Below are 20,261 nucleotides of genomic sequence, written 5' to 3'. Positions count from 1 at the left end.
GAGACCGCGCGCGGGTCGCTGGAGCCTGGGGCAGGCAGCACCGCGGGGGAGTGTTGCCTGCCCACAGGCGTGCGCCCGTGCGGCCGTCCGTCATCGGGCCGTCCGTCATCCGACGAGGTCCAGCACGGGGCGCAGGGCGCCGGGGCGCCGGTCCACCGGCAGATGGTCGACGAAGTGCACCGCGCACCCCAGGCCGGCCGCGCCCCCGTCGGCTCCCCGGTCGTCACCGACCATGAGGGCGTCCTCCGGGGCGACCCCGAGCGCGTCGCAGGCCAGCGCGAAGAGACGCGGGTCGGGCTTCTGGATCTCGTGTTCGTACGACAGGACGTACGCGTCGACGTACGGGTCGAGTTCATGGGCGTGGAAGACGGGCCGCGGGTCCCAGCCGATGTTGCTGACCACCGCGACACCGATGCCCCGCTCCCGCAGCCCGGTCAGCACCTCCGCGGCGTCGGCGTAGGGCCGCCACGCGGGAGGCGTCATGTGCCGGTCGTACAGCGCGTCGTACAGCCGCGGATCGGGCAGCGGCACCTCGCGGGCCAGGCCCGTGAACGCGGCGCGGTGCAGCTCCGCGCTCCGGTCGCGGGCGGCCCACGCGGCGGCGAGGTGCCGGGGCACGGCCACGGGGTGGGCCCCGCCGGGCAGCGCGCCCACTCTCTCCAGCGCCGCGGCGGCCGGCCCCGACTCCTCGTCGGGCCAGGCCACTTCGAGCTCGCCGAGCGCGGCCCGCAACCAGGAATCGGCCGACTCGACCCGGAACAGCGTCCCGGAGAAGTCGAAGAGCACGCCCTTGATGGTCATGTGCGGAGCCTCCAAAGGGTCGGGGGGCGGAAAGGGGCGAGGGGGAAGGGGCGAGGGGAAGCGCGGTCAGTCCGTGTCGTGCGTGCCGTTCGTGTCGCGTGTCTCGCGCGTGCCGTGCGTGCCGTTCGTGTCGCGTGTCTCGCGCGTGCCGTGCGTCTCGCGCATGCCGCGCGTGCCGTGCGTGGTGTGCAGGCCGTCCGTGGTGTCCCTGCCGGGGCCGTACGCGTACGTCGCCACGGTCAGCGCCACCGTCAGCGCTCCGAGCAGCCAACCGCCCACGACGTCCGTGGGCCAGTGCACACCGAGCCAGATGCGGGTCAGGCCGACGCCGACGACGGAGACCGCGGCCAGGCCGAGGCCGGTGCGCCACAGGGCGGGGCCCGCGCCGTGCACGCGCAGCAGCCACAGGAGCAGCCCGCAGACGAGCGCCGCCGTCATCGCGTGCCCCGATGGGAACGCCGCGTAGTGCGCGGAGTCCACCGGGTCCGGCCACACCGGGCGCGGCCGGTCGACCGCCGCCTTGAGCCCCTGCTGCACCACCGACCCGATCAGACAGGCGCAGGCGACCCAGAGCGCGAGCCACCGCGCCCCGCGCACCGCGAGCCAGATCACCACCACCGCGATCAGCGCGCGCATCGTCCACGGGTCCCACACCCAGTCGGTGAGGACGCGGCTGACCCGCGTGGTGCCGGGGTCGTCCACCGCCCAGCGGTGCGTGGTGCGCGCGATGTCCTCGTCGAGCGAGAGCAGGGGCCGCCACTCCAGGCCGACGAGGAGGAGCAGCAGGAGCGACGGCACGCCGAGGGCCGCCGCGGTGACGGCGGCGCGGGAGCCGGGGGGCCGGGTCGGGGAGTCGGGAGGCGCGGGGTACATGTATTGATCCTCGCCGACGGGGCGGTGCGGAGGCCATCCCGGGGGCGGGCCGGGCGCGCGCCGGCCCACGGGAAGCCGCTAGCCCAGTGCGCGCAGGCCCGGCACGAACGTGACCAGGACGGGGATCACCGGCACGAGCGCCGCCGTCGCCGTCAGGCGCAGCCTGCGCCCAGCGGTGAGGCGCGGGCGGGCCGCGAGCAGCCGGTGCACGCGCTGCGGGACGTGCGCGTGCTGGGCCGGGCAGGGGCCGAAGACACCGCGGTCCTCGTTCAGTTCGACCAGGGCGAGGGCGATCGTCAGCCGGCCGAAGCGGCGCGACGCCACGTCGTCGGCGGCGAGCTCCACCAGGCGGTGCATCTCGGCGCGGAACGCCGCGAACACCCGCACCTGCGGGAACCCGACGGCCAACGCGTCCGAGCAGTGCAGCAGCCAGTCGTGCCTGGCCTGCGCGTGCCCCTGCTCGTGCGCGAGGACGGCGTCGAGCTGACGGCCCTTCAGGCGCCGCAACGCGGCGGTGGTGATGACCAGTTGGGGCGCCTGGCCCGGCAGCCACCAGGCGTCGGGGCGCTCACCCTCCAGGACCACGAGACGGTTGCTCCCCGGCTCCTCGCCGGGCAACAGCGGAGAGCGTACGAGCAGTTCGGACCGCCGGCCGGACCGCCGGGCCCGCGCCCGGGCGACCTCGCGGGTCAGCATGACCGCCGTCCACACGCCTCCGCAGGCCAGCGCCACGGCGGTGGCCGCGGCCCAAGGGCCGGGCGCCTGAAGGGCGTACGCCTCGACCACCGCGTGCGGGGCGGGGGCGAAGACGTGGCCGCGCACGGCCTGCCACGCGGCGGCGGCGCTCAGCGTCATCGAGAGCGCGCAGCAGAGGAGGACACCCGCCACGACGCACTGCCAAGCCCACAGCGCGACCACGGGTTCGCGCTCCGGCCAGTCGGCCCGCGCGAGCATCCGGGGGGCGACGACAGCGGTCAGGGCGCCCAGCAGCAACAGCGCGACGGGGACCATCATGCCGCCCAGCCTATGAGGGTTGGCTACCCGAGGGTATGGGCTGCCATCCCAAGTGACGCACGCCACGGCCGACACGGGCGTAACCCACGTACGGGCACCACCCGCGGGTCAGGCCGCTCTCCCTCGCACCTTCGGCGTGCCCGCCCCCCGACGTCGTCACGTCGGGCACCCGGGACGTGGCCGAGCCGGCCGTTCCCCGCCGGGCGGGCGGGGTTGCTCGCGACCCGCGTCCGGTGCGCCACGCCCGGGGGTGGGGCACGGCTGGGCGCGGGCGAACGGCCCGCCCGTCGCCGACGCGGTGGACCGACGCATCGACGGCGTCACCGTGCCGGTGGGGTCGATCGGCCACTGCACCGCACCGGCGCGCCGGCGGCCGTCTACAGCGTGAGCAGCATCGCCACCATGCCCATCCCCATCGACAGCCGGCATGCCAATGCCACCTCGGGGCGGTCCGCCCAGGCCGCCACCGCGGTGCCGCCAGCCGTCGAGGCGATCGCCCGGGGTGCCAGGCGTGCGCCCGACCACAGGACGTACCCGGCGAAGTAGAGCAGGAGCGCGCCGGTGAGGAGTGGGACGCCGGTGGATCCGTGGCCCGTGTGCGCGCCGGGTGCCGTGGCCATCGCCACCGACATGTAGACCATGGCGGACGCGCCGACCAGGTGGTGGAGGTGGTGGCGGCCCGCGCGGGCGGCCCACACGGTGTGCAGCGCGGCCGCGCCGAACACCGCCGCGTACACCAGCCAGGCCCAGCGCGGCGGTGCGACCACCGCCGCGGGCACGGCCATCACCGCCATCCCGAACCCCATGAGCGCCTCGCCGCCGGCCGTGCGGCGCTGTTCCTCGATCCGGCTGCGCATCCGCAGCAGGCAGTAACCCCCGGTCGCCGCGCACAGCGCGACGAGCAGCCAGGCGGCCTGTGCCGGTCCGTGCACCGCACCCTCCCCCTGTAGACGGTGTCGTCGGGTCGATGCCCGGGTCCACGGGGCCGTACGCGAGCGCACAGGGGTGCAAGGGGAGCACGCGGGGAGCGGCCGCACGGGCGCACGCCTCTCCATGCGCCTCTCCGGCACGCCCCTCCGGCATCCTCTCGGCACAGCTGCCTCGCGCACCCGGATCCGCCCCACCGACCCAGGTCGTTTGCGAGTAAAACACTTGTTAATCTTTTGAATATGAGCAGTACGCCGCCGTCCCCGCACCCGTCCCCCCGCCACCGGCTCCCGCTCGCCGGTGTGCTGCGCCCGGGCAAGCCGTCCGACATCTGGTTCAAACCCGCGACCAGCGTGGTCGTGGCCAACGCGGCACCGAACCTGACGCTGCTCGCCCTCGGGCGGCTCGACCTGGTGATGTACACGATGGCCGGGTCCTTCTGCGCCCTGTACGCCCACAACCTCCCCTACGCCGCCCGCGCCCGCGTCCTGGCCGGCGTCGTCGCGGGGATGACCGCGAGCGTCGCCGTCGCCCTCGTCACCGCCTCGCTGACCGGCTCCGCCGCGATCCTCGTCGCGGTCGGCGCACTGCTCGCCGCCGCGCAGAAGACGCTCTGCGACGCCACCCGCGTCGGGCCGCCCGGCCACCTGATCTTCACCTTCATCAGCTCAGCGAGCCTCTTCGCGCCGCAAACCATGGGCCAGGTCCCCGGCCACCTCGCGCTGACCCTCACCGGCGGCGCCCTGGCCTGGCTCGTCGGCATGGCCCCCGCCCTGCTCCGCCCGCACGGCCCCGAGCGCCGTGCCACCGCACGCGCCCTGCACGCCACCGCCGCGTACGCGCAGGCCGCGCGCGCCGACGCCGACGCGCCCGGCACCGAGCGGGCCCGCGCCGCCGCGGCCGGCGCCGTGCACGCCGCCTGGCAGTCACTGCTCGCGACCGGCGCCCGCACCACGGCGGCCCGGCGCGCCCTGTCCCGGCTCGTCGTCCGCGCCGAGGAAGCCCTCGCCGCACCCGCCGACGCGGACCCCGCCGCGCTGCGTTCCTGGGCGGCAGGACTGCGCGGCACGGGCGCCGTCCCGCGCCCCGGCGGCATGCACCCGGGGGAGGAGGCCGAACTCCTCGGCCTCGACGCCGAGCTCGCCGCCCCGAAGGTTCCGCTGTGGCGGCGGCTCGGCCCCGGCTCCCCGCTGCTGCCTATCGCGCTGCGTACCGCCGTCGGCTGCGCCCTCGCCGGCTACGCCTCGCTCGCGCTCGGCATCGGCCGCCCCTACTGGGCCCTGGTCACCGCGGCCTCCCTCTACCAGGCCAACCTCGCCCTCACCTGGAACCGGGGCGTGCAGCGCGTGGTCGGCAACCTCGTCGGCGTGTGCGCCTTCGCCGCCATCGCGCCCTTCGCCCATCTGGGCCACGCCGAACTCATCGTCAGCTGTCTGGTCCTCGCCTTCGGGGCGGAGGCGCTCATCACCCGCAACTACTGGCTCGGCAGCGTGTGCGTGACGCCGATGGCGCTGCTCGTCACCGAGTTCGCACGCCTCCAGCAGCCCGGCGAACTCATCCTCGACCGCGTCGTCGACACCCTCGTCGGCGCCGTGCTCGGCGTCGCGGCCGCGGTCCTCGTCACCAACCGGCGCGCCGCCGACCACATGGAGCGGGCCATCGAGGCCACCGACCGGGCCAGGGAGCGGGCCGAGGCCGCACTCGCAGGGGCGGGCGCGGTCGAACCCGCGCGGCGCCGCCTCACCGCCGCCCTCGTCGAACTGCGCGCCGCCGCCGACGCGGCGGCCGGCGAATGGTGGCAGCGCGCCCTGCCCGAACAGCGGGTGCTCGACGCCGAGCGCACCGGACACCGTACGCTCGCGGCGATGGTCCGCCGACCCACTGGTCAGCGCGGTGAGAACGGTCAGGGGACGCGGGCCCGCGCGGGAGCCGCCGACGCCTGGGAGGGCACACGAGCATGACGACGGAGAACGGCCCGGTGGCCGGCCCCGGTGGCGACACCGTGGCCGCGGTGGTGCGGCAGTGGCAGGCGGTGCGGCCCGACATCGACACCGGACCCATGGAGGTCATCGGCCGCATCAACCGCTGCGCGGCGCTCCTCCAGCAGGCCGAGGACGCCCCGCTGCGCCGCGCGGGCCTGACCCGCGCCGAGTTCGACCTGCTCGGGGCGTTGCGCCGCACCGGGCACGAGCTGACGCCCGGCGAGCTGGCCCGTGAGACCTTCTCCTCCGGCGCCGCCGTCACCAAGCGCCTCAAGCTGCTCCAGGAGAGGGAGCTGGTCGGCCGGCGCGCCGACGCGCGGGACCGCCGGGTCGCCCACGTCGGCCTGACCGACGCCGGACGCGACCTCGTCGACGCGATCCTGCCCGAACAGCTCGCGTACGAGACCGTCGTGCTGTCCGTCCTCGACGGAGCCGGGCAGGGACAGCTGAGCGGGCTCCTCGGGGAGCTGCTCGCCCAGCTGGAGGGCCGCCTCGGGGTGCGCCGGGGCTGAGACGGCGGCCGACGCGGGCGGGCTCAGGCCACCCGCTCGCTGATCTCCTCCGGCGTCAGATACGCGTCGGTCATCTCGAAGTCCTTGAGCGTGGCGGGGCGCTGGGCCTGGAAGCCGGTGCGGACGTAGTCGTCGCCGGCGAGCGCGTTGAGCCCCCAGTTGGCGGCCGTGCGGAAGCGGGCGGTCACGGTGCGCAGGGCGCCCAGGTGGTAGCCGCGCGCCACGACCTGGGCCGGGAGCCCCGTCAGCTGCACGCCCAGCGGCTTCGACACCGCCTGGATGCCGCCGAGGTCGACGACCAGACCCATGTCCTTGTGCCGATAGTCGGTGAGCGGGAAGCCGCGCAGCGCCGCGAGGACGTTCTTCGCCGCGGCCCAGCCCTGGCGCATGGCGTGCTGCGCGGTCGGCGGGCAGATCGCGTCGCCGCCCTTGACCACGTCCGGCACGGCCGCCGCGTCGCCGAGCGCGAAGACGCCGTCGAGCCCGGGGACCGTCAGATCGGGCCTGACGACGAGACGGCCCTTGTTGGTGTCCGCGCCGAGCGTCGCGATGAGGGGGCTCGGCGCCACTCCCGCGGTCCAGATCAGCGTGCGGCACGGCAGGACCCGGTCGTCGGTGAGCGTGACGGTGTCCTCGGTCGCCTTCGCCACGGACACGCCGAGCGAGACGTTCAGGCCCCGGCGCTGGAGGATCTCCATCGCCTTGTCGCCGAGCCGCTCGCCCAGCTCGGGCATCAGCTTCGGCGCGACGTCCACCACGTGCCAGTTGATCTGCGACACGTCGAGGCCCGGATAGCGCTTGACGGCGGCACACGTCAGACGCTGGAGGTACGCGGCCGTCTCCACGCCCGCGTACCCGCCGCCGACCACCACGAACTGGAGCCGCTGCTCGCGCTCCTCGCGGCTCGTGCTCGCCGCCGCCAGGTCCAGCTGGGAGATGACGTGGTCGCGGATCCAGGCGGCCTCCGCGAGCGTCTTGACGCCCACGGCGTGCTTGTCGACACCGGGGATGTCGAACTGCCGCGTGACGCTGCCGGGGGTCAGGACCAGGTAGTCGTAGCGCTCCACGACCTCCTCGCCGTTGATCTTCCGTACGACCACGGACTTCGTCTTGGGGTCGACGCCGATGGCGCCGCCGGGCACGATCCTGGTGCGGCGCAGCATCCGGCGCAGGGGCACCGCGACCGACTGCGGAGTGAGGACTCCGGAGGCGACGTGCGGCAGCAGGGGCAGATACAGCTGGTGGTCCATTGGGCTGATCAGCCGCAGCTCCGCCTCGTGGGGCGAGAGCTTCTTCTCCAGCTTGTGTGCGCACTCCATGCCGGCGAAACCGCCGCCGACGATGAGGATCCGGGGAGCTGCCATGTGATGTCTCTCCTGGGCTGTTGGAGATCGACTTCAGGGCTGTCGGGCCTGTCGGGTGCTGGGCCGTCGGGCCTGCCAGGGCTGTGGAAGATCTTCTGCGGACCGTACCCGTGGCCAGGTACCCCTGCATCCCGGATGGATTGCGCGTGTGACGTGCTTCACACCCGTGGGCGTCCTGTCCGCTGGTCTCGCCTGCCCGCGTGCGCTCTGCCCGGCCCCGCCTCAGATCCCGGGGCGGTAGCGCAGCGGGTGGTCGCGCGGGATCTCGACGAGGACGATCCGCACGCCGTCCGGGTCCGCGATCCACATCTCGATCAGCCCCCACGGCTCCTGGACCGGCGGGCGCAGCACCTCGACGCCGCGCTCCACCAGCTCCGCCTGCGCCGCCCGGACGTCCGCCACCTGGAGCCACAGCCGCATCCCGGGCGCGGGCGGGGTCTCGGAGCGGCCGGAGAGCTCGAGGAAGCCGCCGCCGAGGAAGTAGACGGTGCCGCGCTCGGGGCCCGTGCCGAACTCCCGGTGGACGGCGAGTCCCAACGCCTCGCCGTAGAAGGCGCGGGAGCGCTCCGGATCCGTGGGGCTCAGCAGCGTCCTGCCGCTCAGTACGTGCACCATGCGGCCGCACCCTAGCCGCACCCGCCGGGCGTTAGGCTCGACGGCGCCCCATATCGCGCCAAGAATCTCGGAGAGCCAGCCCGATGGACACCGCCCCGCGCCCCGCTTCCGGCGAACTCACCTACCGCGACGCCGGCACCCCCGACGTCGACGCCCTCGTCGCGCTGATCGAGTCGGCGTACCGCGGGGACGCCAGCAGGGCCGGCTGGACCACCGAGGCGGACCTCCTGGAGGGGCAGCGCACCGACCCGCAGGGCGTCGTCGAGGTCATCGAGTCGCCCACGAGCCGGCTGCTCGCCGTCGAGCGGGACGGCGCGCTCGTCGCCTGCTGCCAGCTCGCCCACCGCGGCGACCACGCCTACTTCGGGATGTTCGCGGTGAGCCCGGCCCTTCAGGGCGCTGGCCTCGGCAAGGAGATCATCGCCGAGGCCGAGCGGGCGGCGCGCGAGACGTGGGGCGTCCGCGAGATGCACATGACCGTGATATCCGCCCGCGAGGACCTCATCGCCTGGTACGAGCGGCGCGGCTACCGCCGTACGGGAAAGATGACCCCCTTCCCGTACGGCGACGAGCGCTTCGGCATCCCGCAGCGCGACGACCTCGAGTTCGAACTGCTGGTCAAGGAGCTGAGCTGAGGCCGCGCCGGGGGACGCGCCGGATGCCTAGGCGGTGAAGCGGCCCGTCCGCTTGATCTCGGGGTAGTCGGTGGTCGCCCCGTCCAGTTGCAGCGCCCGTACGAGGCGCAGATCGTCCTGCGTGTTCACGACCCAGCCGATGATCCGCAGGTCGGCCTTCCTGGCGTGCTCGACGATCTCCAGGGTCAGGCGCCGGATGTTGAGGACGAGCGTGGTGGCGCCGACGGCGGTGGCGCGCTGTACGACGTCGGTGCCGTAGCGGCTGGCGACGAGCGCGGTGCGCACCCCGGGGACAAGCCGCGCGATCTCGGCGATCGCCTCGTCGTGGAAGGAGATCACCTCCACCCGGGAGACCAGGTCGCGGCGGTGCATGACCTCGGCGAGGGCGCGCGCGGCGGCGACGTCCTTGATCTCGGCCTGCAACGGTGCCTTCACCGCGTCGAGGACCTCTTCGAAGACGGGGACGCGCTCGCCGCGGCCGGCGTCGAGCTCGCGCAGTTCGGCGAGGGTCTTCTCGGCGATGGGCCCCTTGCCGTCGGTCGTACGGGCCACGTCGGCGTCGTGCATGACGACGAGGGCGCCGTCCTTGCTCAGATGCAGATCGAGCTCGATGAGATCGAGGCCCGCCGCCTGCGCGGCGACGAACGAACGGAGGGTGTTCTCGGGTTCGACACCCATGACCCCGCGATGACCGATGGTGAGGAAGTTCAAGATCCACTCGCTTCCGTCGACGGAGGCTCGGCGACCGCGCGGCGAGGACGGATGAAGCCGTGCGGCAATGTCGCAGCCTAATGGCCCGCCTCGGCGTGGGAACCGGGTGGACGCGAGTGAGTGGAGCCGTCCGCTCTGGTTCCCGAGATGCCGAGCAGGAGCCCGGTGATCAGGGCGGCGACAAGAACGGCGCGGGTGCTCACGGTGACGCGGCTCCGAACGGCGGGGGTCGGGCGGGCCCGTCCGTCCTACCGTCGGGAGCGCCGCCGGGGCGAGCGGCTTCACCCGGGCGTGGGCGAGTCCTTTCCGCGTTGACCGTTGACCGGACGCGCTTCCGCGGTCAGCCCGTCGAGGTCGTCCCCACGTCCAACTCACCCGGTTCATCCCGCTCGTCGAGGTCGTCGAGGTCGTCGAGCATCGCCCGCGCCAGCTCGACCTCCGACTCCAGGCGCCGCTCGCTCCACCGCAGCGCGACCTGCGGATGCGACCACGCGGGCGCGCCGTCCGCCCGCGCGAGCGCGGCCCTGACCTCCCCCAACTCCTCCTCGGTCCGCGCGATGTGCCCGGCGACCAGCGCCCGCAGCCGCTCCGGCGCGGTGAGGTGCCCGAGCCAGACCCGCAGCAGCAGCGGGTGCTTGAGGACGGGCGGGCCCACGTCCTGGCCGCCGCCCGCCCAGGCGGCCAGTGCGGCACGGCCCTCGTCGGTGATGGCGTACGCGCGTTTGGTGCGGGGCGCCTCGGGCCCCGAGCGCCGTGACGTGGCGTATCCGAGCGCTTCGAGGCGGCGCAGCTCGGCGTAGATCTGGCTGATGGCGGGCGACCAGTAGAAGAAGCGGAGCGAGGCGTCGGCCCACTTCTTGAGCTCGTACCCGGTGCGCTCGCCGGGGAAGGAGAGCAGCCCGAGCACGGCCCACGCGGTCGGCGGCAGCCCGCCGTCAGGGGGTGCGGTGGAGTCGGCGGCCACCTGCTGCTGCGAGGTCGTTCGACGGGCTGCCATACGCCGCATTGAAGTGAACGGCACGCTCCCGGCGCAAGGGCGTGCCCGCCCGGCGCCTACCTGTCGTAACGCGCGGCGGCCTCCCGCACCGTCTCCGGCTTGACGTCGCCGCGGCGCGCGAGGGCGGCCAGGGCGGCGACCACGATCGAGTGGGCGTCCACGCCGAAGTGGCGGCGGGCGTTCTCGCGGCTGTCGGAGAGGCCGTACCCGTCCGTCCCGATGGACGTCCAGTCCTGCTCGACCCACGGCCGGATCTGGTCGGGGACGGCCCGCATCCAGTCGCTCACCGCCACCACCGGGCCGGGGGCGCCCGCGAGGGCCCGCGTGACGTACGGGACGCGGCCGCCCGCCCCCGCGCCGTGGGACGCGGCCGCGAGGTTCGCGGCGTCGCAGGCCAGCGCGTCGCGGCGCAGCTCGGTCCAGGACGGCGCCGACCACACGTCGGCCGCGACGCCCCAGTCCTCGTGGAGCAGCCGCTGGGCCTCCAGGGCCCAGTGGATGGCCGTGCCGGACGCCAGGAGTTGCAGGCGCGGGGCGTCGGGGGCCGAGGGTCCGGCCTCCTGGTAGCGGTACAGGCCGCGCAGGATGCCTTCCTCGACGCCGTCGCCGGGCGGCATCGGCGGCTGGACCTTCGTCTCGTTGTAGACGGTGAGGTAGTAGAAGACGTCCTCGGCGTCGGGGCCGAACATGCGGCGCAGGCCGTCCTCGACGATCACCGCGACCTCGTACGCGAACGCGGGGTCGTAGCTGATCGCGGCCGGATTGGTCGAGGCGATCAGATGCGAGTGCCCGTCGGCGTGCTGGAGGCCCTCACCGGTCATCGTGGTCCGCCCGGCGGTCGCGCCGATGACGAAGCCCCGCCCCAACTGGTCCCCGAGCGCCCAGAACTGATCGGCCGTCCGCTGCCAGCCGAACATCGAGTAGAAGATGTAGAACGGGATCATCGGCTCGGCGTGCGTGGCGTACGAGGTGGCCGCGGCGGTCAGCGACGCCAGCGAACCGGCCTCGGTGATGCCCTCGTTGAGGATCTGGCCGTCGCGCGCCTCCTTGTAGTAGAGGAGCTGGTCGCGGTCGACCGGGTCGTACGTCTGGCCGAGCGGCGAGTAGATCCCGGCGGACGGGAACAGCGACTCCATGCCGAACGTACGGGCCTCGTCCGGCACGATCGGCACCCAGCGCCTGCCCGTCTCCTTGTCCCGCATCAGCTCCTTGACCAGCCGTACGAACGCCATGGTGGTGGCGATCTCCTGCGTGCCCGAGCCCTTCTTCAGCGCGGCGAAGGCCTTGTCGGCCACCGTGGAGCCCGTGACCGGCAGCGGCTTGGCGACGACCCTGCGGGCGGGGGCGGGGCCGCCGAGCGCGGCACGCCGCTCACGCAGGTAGGCGAGCTCGGGGGAGTTCTCGCCCGGATGCGCGTACGGCACGAGCTCGTCGGTCAACGCGCTGTCGGGGATCGGGAGTTCGAGCAGATCATCCGTGCTCACACGGTACTCGCCGAGGGCCGGGAGCAACGGGGATCAGGCCGGGTCTTGGCGCGGACGGCGGCCGGCCGCCCGCGTCATGGTGCGGGCCCGCTGTGCGATCTCGTCGAGGCGCGCGGCCGGACTGTAGACCGTCAGCGCGGCGTGCCGCTTGTCGAGGAGCAGGGAGTCCGGCGCGGGGGCGGTCTCACCGTCGTACGCGAGGGTGGCCACGTCCTCCAGGCCGCTGAGCCTCAGCTGTTCGGCGCGCTCGGCGTGGAAGACCCGGGAGCGCCGCAGCGCGCCGCCCAGGGCGGAGAGAGCCACGCGCGTACGGGCCAGTGGCGCCCCGGCGTCGACGGTACGGATGTCGAGCAGGCCGTCGTCCATGCGGGGCCGGTGCGTGGGCGCGAGACCGTCCGGCACGTACTGGCCGTTGCCCGCGAAGAGCAGCCACAGCGCGCGGTCGCGGCCGTCGAGCCGGATCCGCAGGGGCGTCGCCGTCCGCAGCACCTCCAGGACCGACCACGCCGCCGCGGGCCACTTGCCGATGCGGCCCTCCAACTTCTCGCGCCTGCGTACCAGTTCCGGGTAGAGGCCGATGCTGAAGGTGTTGACGAAACCGGTCACCTCCGCGCCGTCGCCGTCGCGCACCCGTGCCAGGTCGACGCGGACGGCCTCGCCCCGCAGCACGGCGTGCGCGGTGTCCTCGAAGGTGGGCACCCCCACGTCCAGGGCGAAGTGGTTGAGGGTGCCCCCGGGGAACACCGCCAGCGGGAGCCCGGCGTCCGCGGCCCGCCGGGCGACGGCGTTCACCGTGCCGTCGCCGCCGCAGACACCGAGCACACCGGCCGACCCGGCCGCCCGCGCCACCGCCTTGTCGAGGACCTCGTGGAGGTCGTCCGCCGGGTCGCACGCCACGATCTCGGCCTTCGGCAGCAGCAGCTCCAGGTGTTCGCGCGCGGGCAGCCGCCCCGGCACGCCCTTCCCGGCACCGGAGTTGAGGACCACGACGAGGCCCTCGCCCTCCGGCAGGGCGGGCACCCGCACCCGCGTCCGCCGCTGCCGCGCGGGCGAGGGACGCGGCGGCCACCAGTAGCAGGTGACCGCGGCGGCGGCCGCCCCCAGCGCACACCCCGCGAGCACGTCGCCGGGATAGTGGACCCCCACGTACACCCTGGAGAAGGCGACGGCCGCCGCGACCGGCGCGATCAGCGCGCCGTACCGGGGCGCCTCCAGGGCCACCCCCACGGCGAACGCCGCCGCCGACGCGGAGTGCCCGGACGGGAACGACGACGTCCACGGTGCCTTCGACAGCTGCCGCACCACGGGCACCGCGTCGAGGCCGGGCCGGCGCCTGCGCACCGCGTACTTGGCCGCCACGTTCGTCGTCAGCGAGGCCAGCGCGAGGGAACCCACCCCGCGCCGCGCGGCACGCCGGGCCGCGGGGCCGCCGGCCGCCGCGAGGGCCGCCGCCGTACCGAACCACAGCCGCCCGTGGTCGGCCGCCGAGCTGAGCGGCGGCAGGACCTGCTCCGCGCCGGGCAGCCGCGCCGCCGCCACCCGTTCGAACCACCGCCGGTCGATGCTGTCGATCCGTCGCCTCATGGCCTCACTGGAACAGGGCGCGGGGGCCGCGGCCCGCACTGCTCGCCCGAACGGGTCACGCGCGCGGTCCGCGCCCGGCCGCAGCACAATGTCGACATGATGACGAGCCGCCCTCTCGACGTGCAGGTCAAGCGGATCCACGACGCCGTGGAGCGGGACGACGGGACGCGTGTCCTCGTCGACCGGCTCTGGCCCCGGGGCGTCTCCAAGGAGCGGGCCGCTCTCGACACGTGGGGCAAGGAGCTGGCGCCCTCCACCGAACTGCGCCGCTGGTACGACCACGACCCCGCGCGGTTCGACGCGTTCGCCGAGCGTTACCGGCAGGAGCTGGCGGACGACGGCCGGGCGGCGGAGCTGGAGCGGCTGCGCGCCGTCGCACGCGCGGGACGGCTGACCCTGCTCACGGCGACCAAGGACCTGCCGCACGGACACGTGCGGGTCCTGGTCGACGTACTGAAGTCGCCGTGAGGGCCCGGCGCGCGGACGTCAGCCGCGTGGCGCGTCCCCGTCGAGCAGGCGCCGCGCGGTCTCCACGCGGCGCGGCTCCATGCGGATGCGTACGCCGTGGAAGTCCGCGCCCCGCGTCGCGTCCAGCGCCATGCGGGACGTCGTGCCGTCCGTGGTCGACGACGGGTCGAGGGGGCTGCCGGGCAGGCCGTCGACGACGAACAGGTCGCGATGCGGCTGAAGATGGGCCGCCATCGCCCACAGCACGTCCGCGTCACGGGTGACGTCCACGTCGTCGTCGACCGCGACGACGGTCTTCAGATACGGGTCCCAGCCGAGCAGCGCGAGCATGATCTGCCGCGCCTGGCCGGGGCGGGCCTGGCGCAGGGCGACGTACGCGTGGAAGTGCGTCCCGGACGTGGGGTAGTGCAGGGCGGTGACCTCGGGGAAGCGGCGGCACAGCTGGTCGGCCATCTCCGCCTCGCGGGGCAGCCGCGCGAGGTTCAGGTGCTCGGCCGTGTTGCCGCCGACGACGTCGAGGAGGAGGGCGTCGCGGCGGCGCAGGACCGTCTCCACGGTGAGGACGTTGTTGGTGGAACGGTCGGAGGAGTAGCCGGAGAACTCCCCGAACGGCCCCTCGTCCGCCCGCCGCCCCGGATCGATGAACCCCTCAAGGACGATCTCGGCCCCGGCCGGCACCCGGATGCCGCGGCGCGGGGTCCGCACGACGTCGAGAGGGGCCCCGAACAGGCCGCCGGCGATGGTGCGTTCGTCGACGTCGGGGCCGACACGGGCCGACGCGGCGAGCAGGAAGAGGGGGTGCGCGCCGATCACCATCGCCACCGGCAGGACCTCGCCCCGCTCCTCGGTCAGCCGAAGCAGCTGCCACAGATGGCCGCGCGAGTGCAGGCTCGTGGCGAGCTCGGTGCGGGAGTGGACCATGGAGCGGTGGTAGCTGAGGTTGCCCGCGCGGCCGGGCGCGTCGGGCGGCGCCTCCGCCGTGATGATGCCGTTGGTGATGTACGGGGCGCGGTCGGAGGCGAAGTGCCGGATGAGCGGCAGCGTGCCGAGGTCCACCGCTTCGCCCTCCTCGACCACCTCCAGGACAGGGCCGTCGGCGACCACGCGCGGCTCTCTGCGGCGCGCGGCGGCCGCCTGGTAGGCGCGGTGCAGCCCCGCGCGGTCGGTGCCGAGCAGCCGGGCGACGCGGTCCCGCGAGGCGAAGACGTTGGTGATCAGCGTCGTGCCGAGCCCCGCGACCCGCGGGCACACCAGGAGATCGGCACGGCCCCGCCCGGCGAGCTCCATCACCAGCGCGGCCACGTCCTCACCCTCGATCTCCTGCGCCACGGTCAGTACGTCGTCGGCCTGCCCGGGTCCGTGGGCGCGCAGGAACGCGCGCAGATCCTGCGTATCCGTGTACGTGGCCGCTGCGGCGGACGTCCCATCAGTGCGTGTCACAGCAGACTCCCGCGCGGTCGCCGGAGGCGAACAGCCGACCCCAGCCGGGGGAGTTGACGTGCAGGCCCAGGAGATCGAGCCCCGTGTGCACCGCGACCCGCGCCCCGTCGAACACCGGCTTGCCGAGCTCCCGCTCCACGAGCGCCGCCACCGGTGCGACCGGCAGCTCCGTGCCCGCCACCACCACGCAGTGCGCGTCGCCGGAGCCCGCGTCGAGCAGCAGCCGCCGCAGCCGCGCCACCGGCAGCTCCGCCGCCTCCCGGGGCGTCCCCAGGCCGAGCGCGGTCACCGAGGTGACGCGCAGCCCCGCGGCGACGTACGTGTCGGCGACGCGCCCGGCGCTCTCCCGCGAGCCCGCGGTGACCAGGGCGAGGGAGGGCAGGGCGTGGCGGGCCAGGAGGTCGAGCTGGCCGAGCGTGACCGTGGAGGCGGGCACACCCGCCGTGGCCTCGATCGTGCGGGCGACGGACCGGGCGTGCGCCGGGCCGTGCAGTCCGCACGAGCCGCCGCTCCACACGACGGCGTCCGCACCCGCCTGCGCCAACTGTTCGGCGCCGCGCGTCAGTTCGGCCTCCTGCGTGCCGGAGACCGCGGGGCCGCACAACTGCTCGGGCAGCGCGGCCCGCGCCGTGGGGTGCACGGCCTCCACCGGGAGGGGCGCGCAGATCTGCGCCGCCCAGCGTTCGGCGCCGAGGGAGGTGGAGGGGAGGAGGTGACCGATGCGCCGCATGGGGGAAGTCCGTTTCTCGTCGCCGTGGGGCACGGGCAGAGGACAGGGCGGGCCGCCCCCGGGGTGCGGGGGGCGGCCCCGAGGGCACGGCTACGGCCCCGACACCGTGGCCGACGAGGCGTACGTGTCCTTCAGCCGCAGCTGCGCCTCCGCCTGGTCGCGCGGCGGGGGAGTGGGCTTCAGGCCGAGCAGCCTGGCCATGTTGTTCCCGAGGTAGCCCTCCAGATCGTCCTCGGACAGGTGCATGCCCTGCGGCGGCGGACCGCACAGCACCTCCAGCTCCCGCGCCCACATGCCCGGCTCGTTCGGCGGCGAGTCCGTGCCGAACACCAGCTGGTGGCGCTCCATCTGCTGGGCGAACTCCACGATCCGCGACTGGAGCAGCCACCCCGACTCCCCGTACACATTGGGCGAGTCGAGGATCATGTACAGCGCCTCGAAGCAGTACACCCCGCCGGTCTGCACCCCGAAGTGCGCCAGGATGAAGTTGACGTCCTTGAACTCCCGGATGATCGGGTAGAACTGCGTCGGAATGGAGTAGGGCCCGTCCCCGGTGTGGATCAGGACGACGAGCCCCAGTTCGTCACAGACCCGCAGCACGGGACGGAGCCAGTCCAGGGCCCGGTCCGGACGGTAGGCGTGCATGTTGGCATGCAGCTTCACCATCTTGTAGCCGTACTCCTTGACGTGGAACTCCAGCTCCTTCGCGCCGTTCTCGGGCCCGAAGCGCGGGTTGTACATGAAGTTCCCGATGAACCGGTCGGGGTACCGCTGGACCAGTTCCGTGATGTACGCCATGTAGTCCCGGATGCCTTCGCGGCCGGTGCGCATCCCGTCCTGCCAGACGCTGTTGCCGGGCGGCGGCATGATGCAGCCGTAGTCGATCCGGCGCGGCTTGCCGTTGATCATGTACGGGCCGTCCATCATCTCGATGGTGCGCTCGCCCGTGAACGGGGAACCGTCGTGCCGCCACGCCTGGTCGACGATGTTCGTGGGATGCATATGGGTGTCGATGATCAAGGTGCTCGTTCCTTCCCGGCTGGTACCGACCGTGTCTCTGCTGGTGGACCGTTTGGGGACCCCGGGCAGGGCCCGCCTCACCTCCCTTCCGTGTCGCGGGAACGCTCGGTGCCGCAGATGTCCTCGGGGCGCACCGGCACCCTGGGCAGCTCCAGGCCCGTCGCGTCGCGCAGCGCGTTGACGATCGCCGGTGTCGACGACAGCGTCGGCGGCTCGCCCACGCCGTTCAGGCCGTACGGCGCGTCCGGGTGGGGGAGTTCGAGCAGGTCGATGGGGACGGGCGGCATGTCCGCGATGGTGGGGATCAGGTAGTCGGTGAAGGACGGGTTGCGCACCCGCCCGTCGGAGACCCGCAGCTCCTCCATGAGGGCGAGGCCCAGACCCTGCGCGCTGCCGCCCTCGATCTGCCCCTCCACCGCCAGGGGGTTCATCGCTCTGCCGACGTCCTGCGCGGTGGCCAGCTCCACCACCTTCACCAGGCCGAGTTCGGTGTCCACATCGACGACCGCCCGGTGTGCCGCGAACGCGAAGGCGATGTGCGCGTCGCCCTGCCCGCGCTCGGGGTCGACGGGGTACGTACGGCGGTGCGCGAACTCGTACTTCGCCTCCAACGGACCGCTGTCCGCCAGGAGTTCCGCGAGGGGCCGGTCACCGAGACCGGCGAGCCGTGCCCGCAGCTCCTTGCACGCGCCCTGGACCGCGCCCCCGCTCATCCAGGTGATCCGCGACGCGGACGCCGAGCCCGCGTCGCCGACCCGGGTGTCCGCGGGAAGGACCACGACCCGGTCCACGCCCAGCTCGGTGCGGGCGATCTGGGCCTGGACGGTGACGATGCCCTGCCCGCACTCGGCCGCCGCCGTGTGGATCTCGGCAACGGGCTCGCCGTTCACCAGGGAGAGCCGCACGCGGGCCACCGAGCGATCGTCGACACCACCGGAGAAGCCGATCGCCTTGACCCCGATCGCGTATCCGACGCCCCGCTTGACGCCCTCGCCGTGTGAGGTGTTGTTGAGGCCTCCGGGGAGGCTGAAGGGGCCGTCGGCGGTGGCCGGCAGTGGGCGGGCGCGGAGCCTCTCCAGGAGCTCCGCGGCGGGCGCGGGACCGTCCACCGCCTGCCCGGTCGGCAGTACGGTCCCGGTCCGCATGGCGTTCCGGACGCGTAACTCCACCGGGTCGAGGCGCAGTTCGCGGGCCAGCCTGTCGAGGTTGGACTCCACCCCGTAGCAGGACTGGACGGCCCCGAAGCCGCGCATCGCGCCGCAGGGAGGGTTGTGGGTGAAGACGGAGTAGCCGTCGATCTCGACGTGCGGCACGTCGTAGGCGCCCGCGGCGAAGTACGAGCCGTTCGCGATGACGACCTGCGACGTGGAGGTGTACGCCCCGCCGTCGAAGAGCAGCCGCGCCCTGACGAAGACGAGCCTGCCCTCACGGGTGGCACCGTGCTCGAACCGCATCCGCGCCGGATGGCGGTGCACATGCCCGAAGAAGGACTCCTCGCGGTGGTAGCTCATCTTCACCGGTCGGCCCGTGTGCAGCGCAAGGAGCGCCGCGTGGATCTGCACCGACACGTCCTCCCGGCCGCCGAACGCGCCGCCCACACCGGACAGCGTCAGGCGCACCTTCTCGGGCGGCAGACCCAGCGCCCCGCACATCTGGTGCCGGTCGTCATGGAGCCACTGCGTGGACACGTACACGTCCACGCCGCCGTCCTCGCCCGGTATCGCCAGCCCCGCCTCCGGGCCGAGGAACGCCTGGTCCTGCATCCCGACCTCGTACGTCCCCGAGACCACGACGTCCGCCGATCCCCGCGCGGCGGCCAGGTCCCCGTGCCGGATGCGGACGTGACGTACGACGTTGCCCCGCCCGCCGTCCACACGCCGCTCGTGGACCAGCGGTCCGGTGCCGGCGAGCGCCTGCTCGGGATCGGTGAGCGCGGGCAGCTCCGCGTACTCCACCTCGATGAGGCGCAGCGCCCTGCGGGCCGTCTCGGGGTGGTCGGCGGCCACCAGGGCGACCGGCTCGCCCTGGTGGCGCACGCGGTCCGCGGCGAGCACCGGCTGGTCGGCGACCTTCATCCCGTACAGCGGCCGCCCCGGCACGTCCTCGTGGGTGAGCACCGCCACCACGCCCGGCAGCCGCCTCGCCCGGGTGGTGTCCAGGCGCAGGATGCGGGCGTGGGGGTGCGGGCTGCGCAGGGTCGCGCCCCACACCATGCCGTCCCAGCGCAGGTCGGACGCGTAGGCGAAGTCGCCACGGACCTTCAGCCTGCCGTCGGGGCGCCGGACGCTCTCGCCGACGCCGCGACGCACACCGGTGACGGTGTCCACGGGCGGTCACATCCCTTCCTGGGTTGCGGGTGATGGGCCGCGCGGTTACGCGGTGGGGCGTACCGCCCGGCGGTCCGTGCCCTGCGCCGGGTCCGCCGTCACGGCCTGCGAGAGGCGGGTCCGCAGGCGCCTGATGTGATCTCGGGCGGCCTGCTCGGCGGCGTCCGGGTCGCCCGCCGTCATCGCCTCGAAGATGCGCCGGTGCTCGTCGACCGCGAGCCGCGGCGCCTGCGGGCTGCGCCACAGCGAATGGAGGGCCAGGTGTGCCTTGCCCTGAATGGTGTCGAGGGCGGCGGTCAGATGGTCGTTGCCCGCGGCCTCGCGGATCAGCCGGTGGTACGCCATGTCCATCTCGATGTGCGCCTGCTCGTCGAACTCCGCGGCGACGACGGCCTCGTGGCGCTCGAGGAGGCGGCGCAGCTCGTCGACCGCGGCGGCGTCCAGACGCTCCGTCGCCAGGCGGGCCGCCAGGCCCTCCATCACCTCACGCACGACGTAGAGCTGGCGCACGTCCTCGATGTCGACCGTGGCGACGACGGCGCCCCGGTGGGCGGCGTGCGTGGCGAGACCGTCGTGGATGAGCCGCTGGACGGCCTCGCGGACGGGGCTGCGGCTGATGCCCATCTGCACGGCGAGCGCGGGCACCGACAGGGCGTCGCCGGGGCGCAGCCGGCCCGCGAGCACGGCGCTCTTCAGCTCCTCGTACGCGCGCTCCGCCAGCAGGCTCCCCGCCGCCACCGGGTTCACCGCCCTCTGCGTGGACATCCCCAACCCCCT

The 20,261-nt window shown here is 74.1% G+C and carries 18 protein-coding genes and 1 pseudogene; 4 read left to right on the top strand and 15 right to left on the bottom strand.

Going from position 1 to position 20,261, the window contains the following annotated elements; genetic code table 11:
• Window positions 1–105: 105 nt before the first annotated feature.
• The 4 genes from ACZ4Z4_RS25110 to ACZ4Z4_RS25095 form a co-directional block, all read right to left on the bottom strand.
• On the bottom strand, window positions 106–801 hold the full coding sequence (locus ACZ4Z4_RS25110) for an HAD family hydrolase (protein WP_468331346.1): 696 nt from the start codon (window positions 799–801) through the stop codon (window positions 106–108).
• Window positions 802–867: 66 nt separating this feature from the next.
• Window positions 868–1,674 carry a phosphatase PAP2 family protein gene (locus ACZ4Z4_RS25105; RefSeq protein ID WP_468331343.1) on the bottom strand — a complete coding sequence of 269 codons (807 nt, stop codon included), beginning with the start codon at window positions 1,672–1,674 and terminating at the stop codon, window positions 868–870.
• A gap of 78 nt (window positions 1,675–1,752) precedes the next feature.
• A complete protein-coding gene (locus tag ACZ4Z4_RS25100; protein ID WP_468331340.1) occupies window positions 1,753–2,688 on the bottom strand; it encodes a M56 family metallopeptidase in 936 nt (311 codons plus the stop codon).
• A 377-nt stretch (window positions 2,689–3,065) separates the two neighbouring features.
• On the bottom strand, window positions 3,066–3,620 hold the full coding sequence (locus ACZ4Z4_RS25095; protein WP_468331338.1) for a DUF5134 domain-containing protein: 555 nt from the start codon (window positions 3,618–3,620) through the stop codon (window positions 3,066–3,068).
• Window positions 3,621–3,857: 237 nt separating this feature from the next.
• On the opposite strand from ACZ4Z4_RS25095, the gene ACZ4Z4_RS25090 reads away from it, so the two are divergent.
• Both ACZ4Z4_RS25090 and ACZ4Z4_RS25085 read left to right on the top strand, forming a co-directional pair.
• Window positions 3,858–5,576: an FUSC family protein gene (locus tag ACZ4Z4_RS25090; RefSeq protein WP_468331334.1), complete on the top strand. Its 1,719-nt coding sequence runs from the start codon at window positions 3,858–3,860 to the stop codon at window positions 5,574–5,576.
• Window positions 5,573–6,109: a MarR family winged helix-turn-helix transcriptional regulator gene (locus ACZ4Z4_RS25085; protein ID WP_468331331.1), complete on the top strand. Its 537-nt coding sequence runs from the start codon at window positions 5,573–5,575 to the stop codon at window positions 6,107–6,109. Before ACZ4Z4_RS25090 ends, ACZ4Z4_RS25085 begins: the two co-directional genes overlap by 4 nt.
• A 23-nt stretch (window positions 6,110–6,132) precedes the next feature.
• Here the strand turns inward: ACZ4Z4_RS25085 and ACZ4Z4_RS25080 are convergent, their stop codons facing one another.
• Together ACZ4Z4_RS25080 and ACZ4Z4_RS25075 are read right to left on the bottom strand one after the other, a co-directional pair.
• Window positions 6,133–7,473, bottom strand: a complete 1,341-nt coding sequence (locus tag ACZ4Z4_RS25080) for an NAD(P)/FAD-dependent oxidoreductase (protein WP_468331328.1) — start codon at window positions 7,471–7,473, stop codon at window positions 6,133–6,135.
• Window positions 7,474–7,695: 222 nt separating this feature from the next.
• Window positions 7,696–8,088 (bottom strand): VOC family protein, encoded by a 393-nt coding sequence (locus ACZ4Z4_RS25075; RefSeq protein ID WP_468331325.1) that lies wholly within the window; start codon window positions 8,086–8,088, stop codon window positions 7,696–7,698.
• An 83-nt stretch (window positions 8,089–8,171) separates the two neighbouring features.
• Here ACZ4Z4_RS25075 and ACZ4Z4_RS25070 point away from each other — a divergent pair, with 83 nt between their 5' ends.
• A complete protein-coding gene (locus ACZ4Z4_RS25070; RefSeq protein WP_468331322.1) occupies window positions 8,172–8,723 on the top strand; it encodes a GNAT family N-acetyltransferase in 552 nt (183 codons plus the stop codon).
• Window positions 8,724–8,750: 27 nt separating this feature from the next.
• On the opposite strand, the gene ACZ4Z4_RS25065 is transcribed toward ACZ4Z4_RS25070, so the two are convergent.
• The 4 genes and pseudogenes from ACZ4Z4_RS25065 to ACZ4Z4_RS25050 form a co-directional block, all read right to left on the bottom strand.
• Window positions 8,751–9,434, bottom strand: a complete 684-nt coding sequence (locus tag ACZ4Z4_RS25065; RefSeq protein WP_468331319.1) for a glycerophosphodiester phosphodiesterase — start codon at window positions 9,432–9,434, stop codon at window positions 8,751–8,753.
• 340 nt (window positions 9,435–9,774) lie between these two features.
• Entirely contained in the window at window positions 9,775–10,341 is a 567-nt protein-coding gene (locus ACZ4Z4_RS25060) for a PadR family transcriptional regulator (protein WP_468331516.1), read from the bottom strand.
• A 146-nt stretch (window positions 10,342–10,487) separates the two neighbouring features.
• Window positions 10,488–11,903, bottom strand: a pseudogene (locus tag ACZ4Z4_RS25055) (transketolase-like TK C-terminal-containing protein); the annotation flags it as partial.
• Window positions 11,904–11,948: 45 nt separating this feature from the next.
• A complete protein-coding gene (locus tag ACZ4Z4_RS25050; RefSeq protein WP_468331315.1) occupies window positions 11,949–13,499 on the bottom strand; it encodes a phosphatase PAP2 family protein in 1,551 nt (516 codons plus the stop codon).
• A 96-nt stretch (window positions 13,500–13,595) separates the two neighbouring features.
• On the opposite strand from ACZ4Z4_RS25050, the gene ACZ4Z4_RS25045 reads away from it, so the two are divergent.
• The gene (locus ACZ4Z4_RS25045) at window positions 13,596–13,967 is read left to right on the top strand and encodes a DUF488 domain-containing protein (protein WP_468331312.1); all 372 of its coding nucleotides are present in this window, start codon (window positions 13,596–13,598) and stop codon (window positions 13,965–13,967) included.
• A gap of 18 nt (window positions 13,968–13,985) precedes the next feature.
• On the opposite strand, the gene ACZ4Z4_RS25040 is transcribed toward ACZ4Z4_RS25045, so the two are convergent.
• From ACZ4Z4_RS25040 to ACZ4Z4_RS25020, 5 genes are all read right to left on the bottom strand, one after another.
• Entirely contained in the window at window positions 13,986–15,407 is a 1,422-nt protein-coding gene (locus ACZ4Z4_RS25040; RefSeq protein WP_468331309.1) for a UbiD family decarboxylase, read from the bottom strand.
• A complete protein-coding gene (locus ACZ4Z4_RS25035; protein WP_468331306.1) occupies window positions 15,394–16,137 on the bottom strand; it encodes an aspartate racemase/maleate isomerase family protein in 744 nt (247 codons plus the stop codon). The genes ACZ4Z4_RS25040 and ACZ4Z4_RS25035 overlap by 14 nt, the downstream gene beginning before the upstream one ends.
• Before the next feature lie 90 nt (window positions 16,138–16,227).
• Window positions 16,228–17,157, bottom strand: coding sequence for an amidohydrolase family protein (locus ACZ4Z4_RS25030; RefSeq protein ID WP_468331303.1), 930 nt, complete (start codon window positions 17,155–17,157; stop codon window positions 16,228–16,230).
• Window positions 17,158–17,234: 77 nt separating this feature from the next.
• Window positions 17,235–19,484, bottom strand: coding sequence for a molybdopterin cofactor-binding domain-containing protein (locus ACZ4Z4_RS25025; RefSeq protein ID WP_468331300.1), 2,250 nt, complete (start codon window positions 19,482–19,484; stop codon window positions 17,235–17,237).
• A gap of 45 nt (window positions 19,485–19,529) precedes the next feature.
• Entirely contained in the window at window positions 19,530–20,249 is a 720-nt protein-coding gene (locus ACZ4Z4_RS25020; RefSeq protein ID WP_468331297.1) for a GntR family transcriptional regulator, read from the bottom strand.
• Window positions 20,250–20,261 lie beyond the last annotated feature (12 nt).

The organism is Streptomyces sp. NPDC030245 (assembly GCF_055572995.1).
The sequence above is the reverse complement of the archived record's forward strand: the minus strand, read 5'-3'. Positions and strand labels throughout refer to the sequence as shown.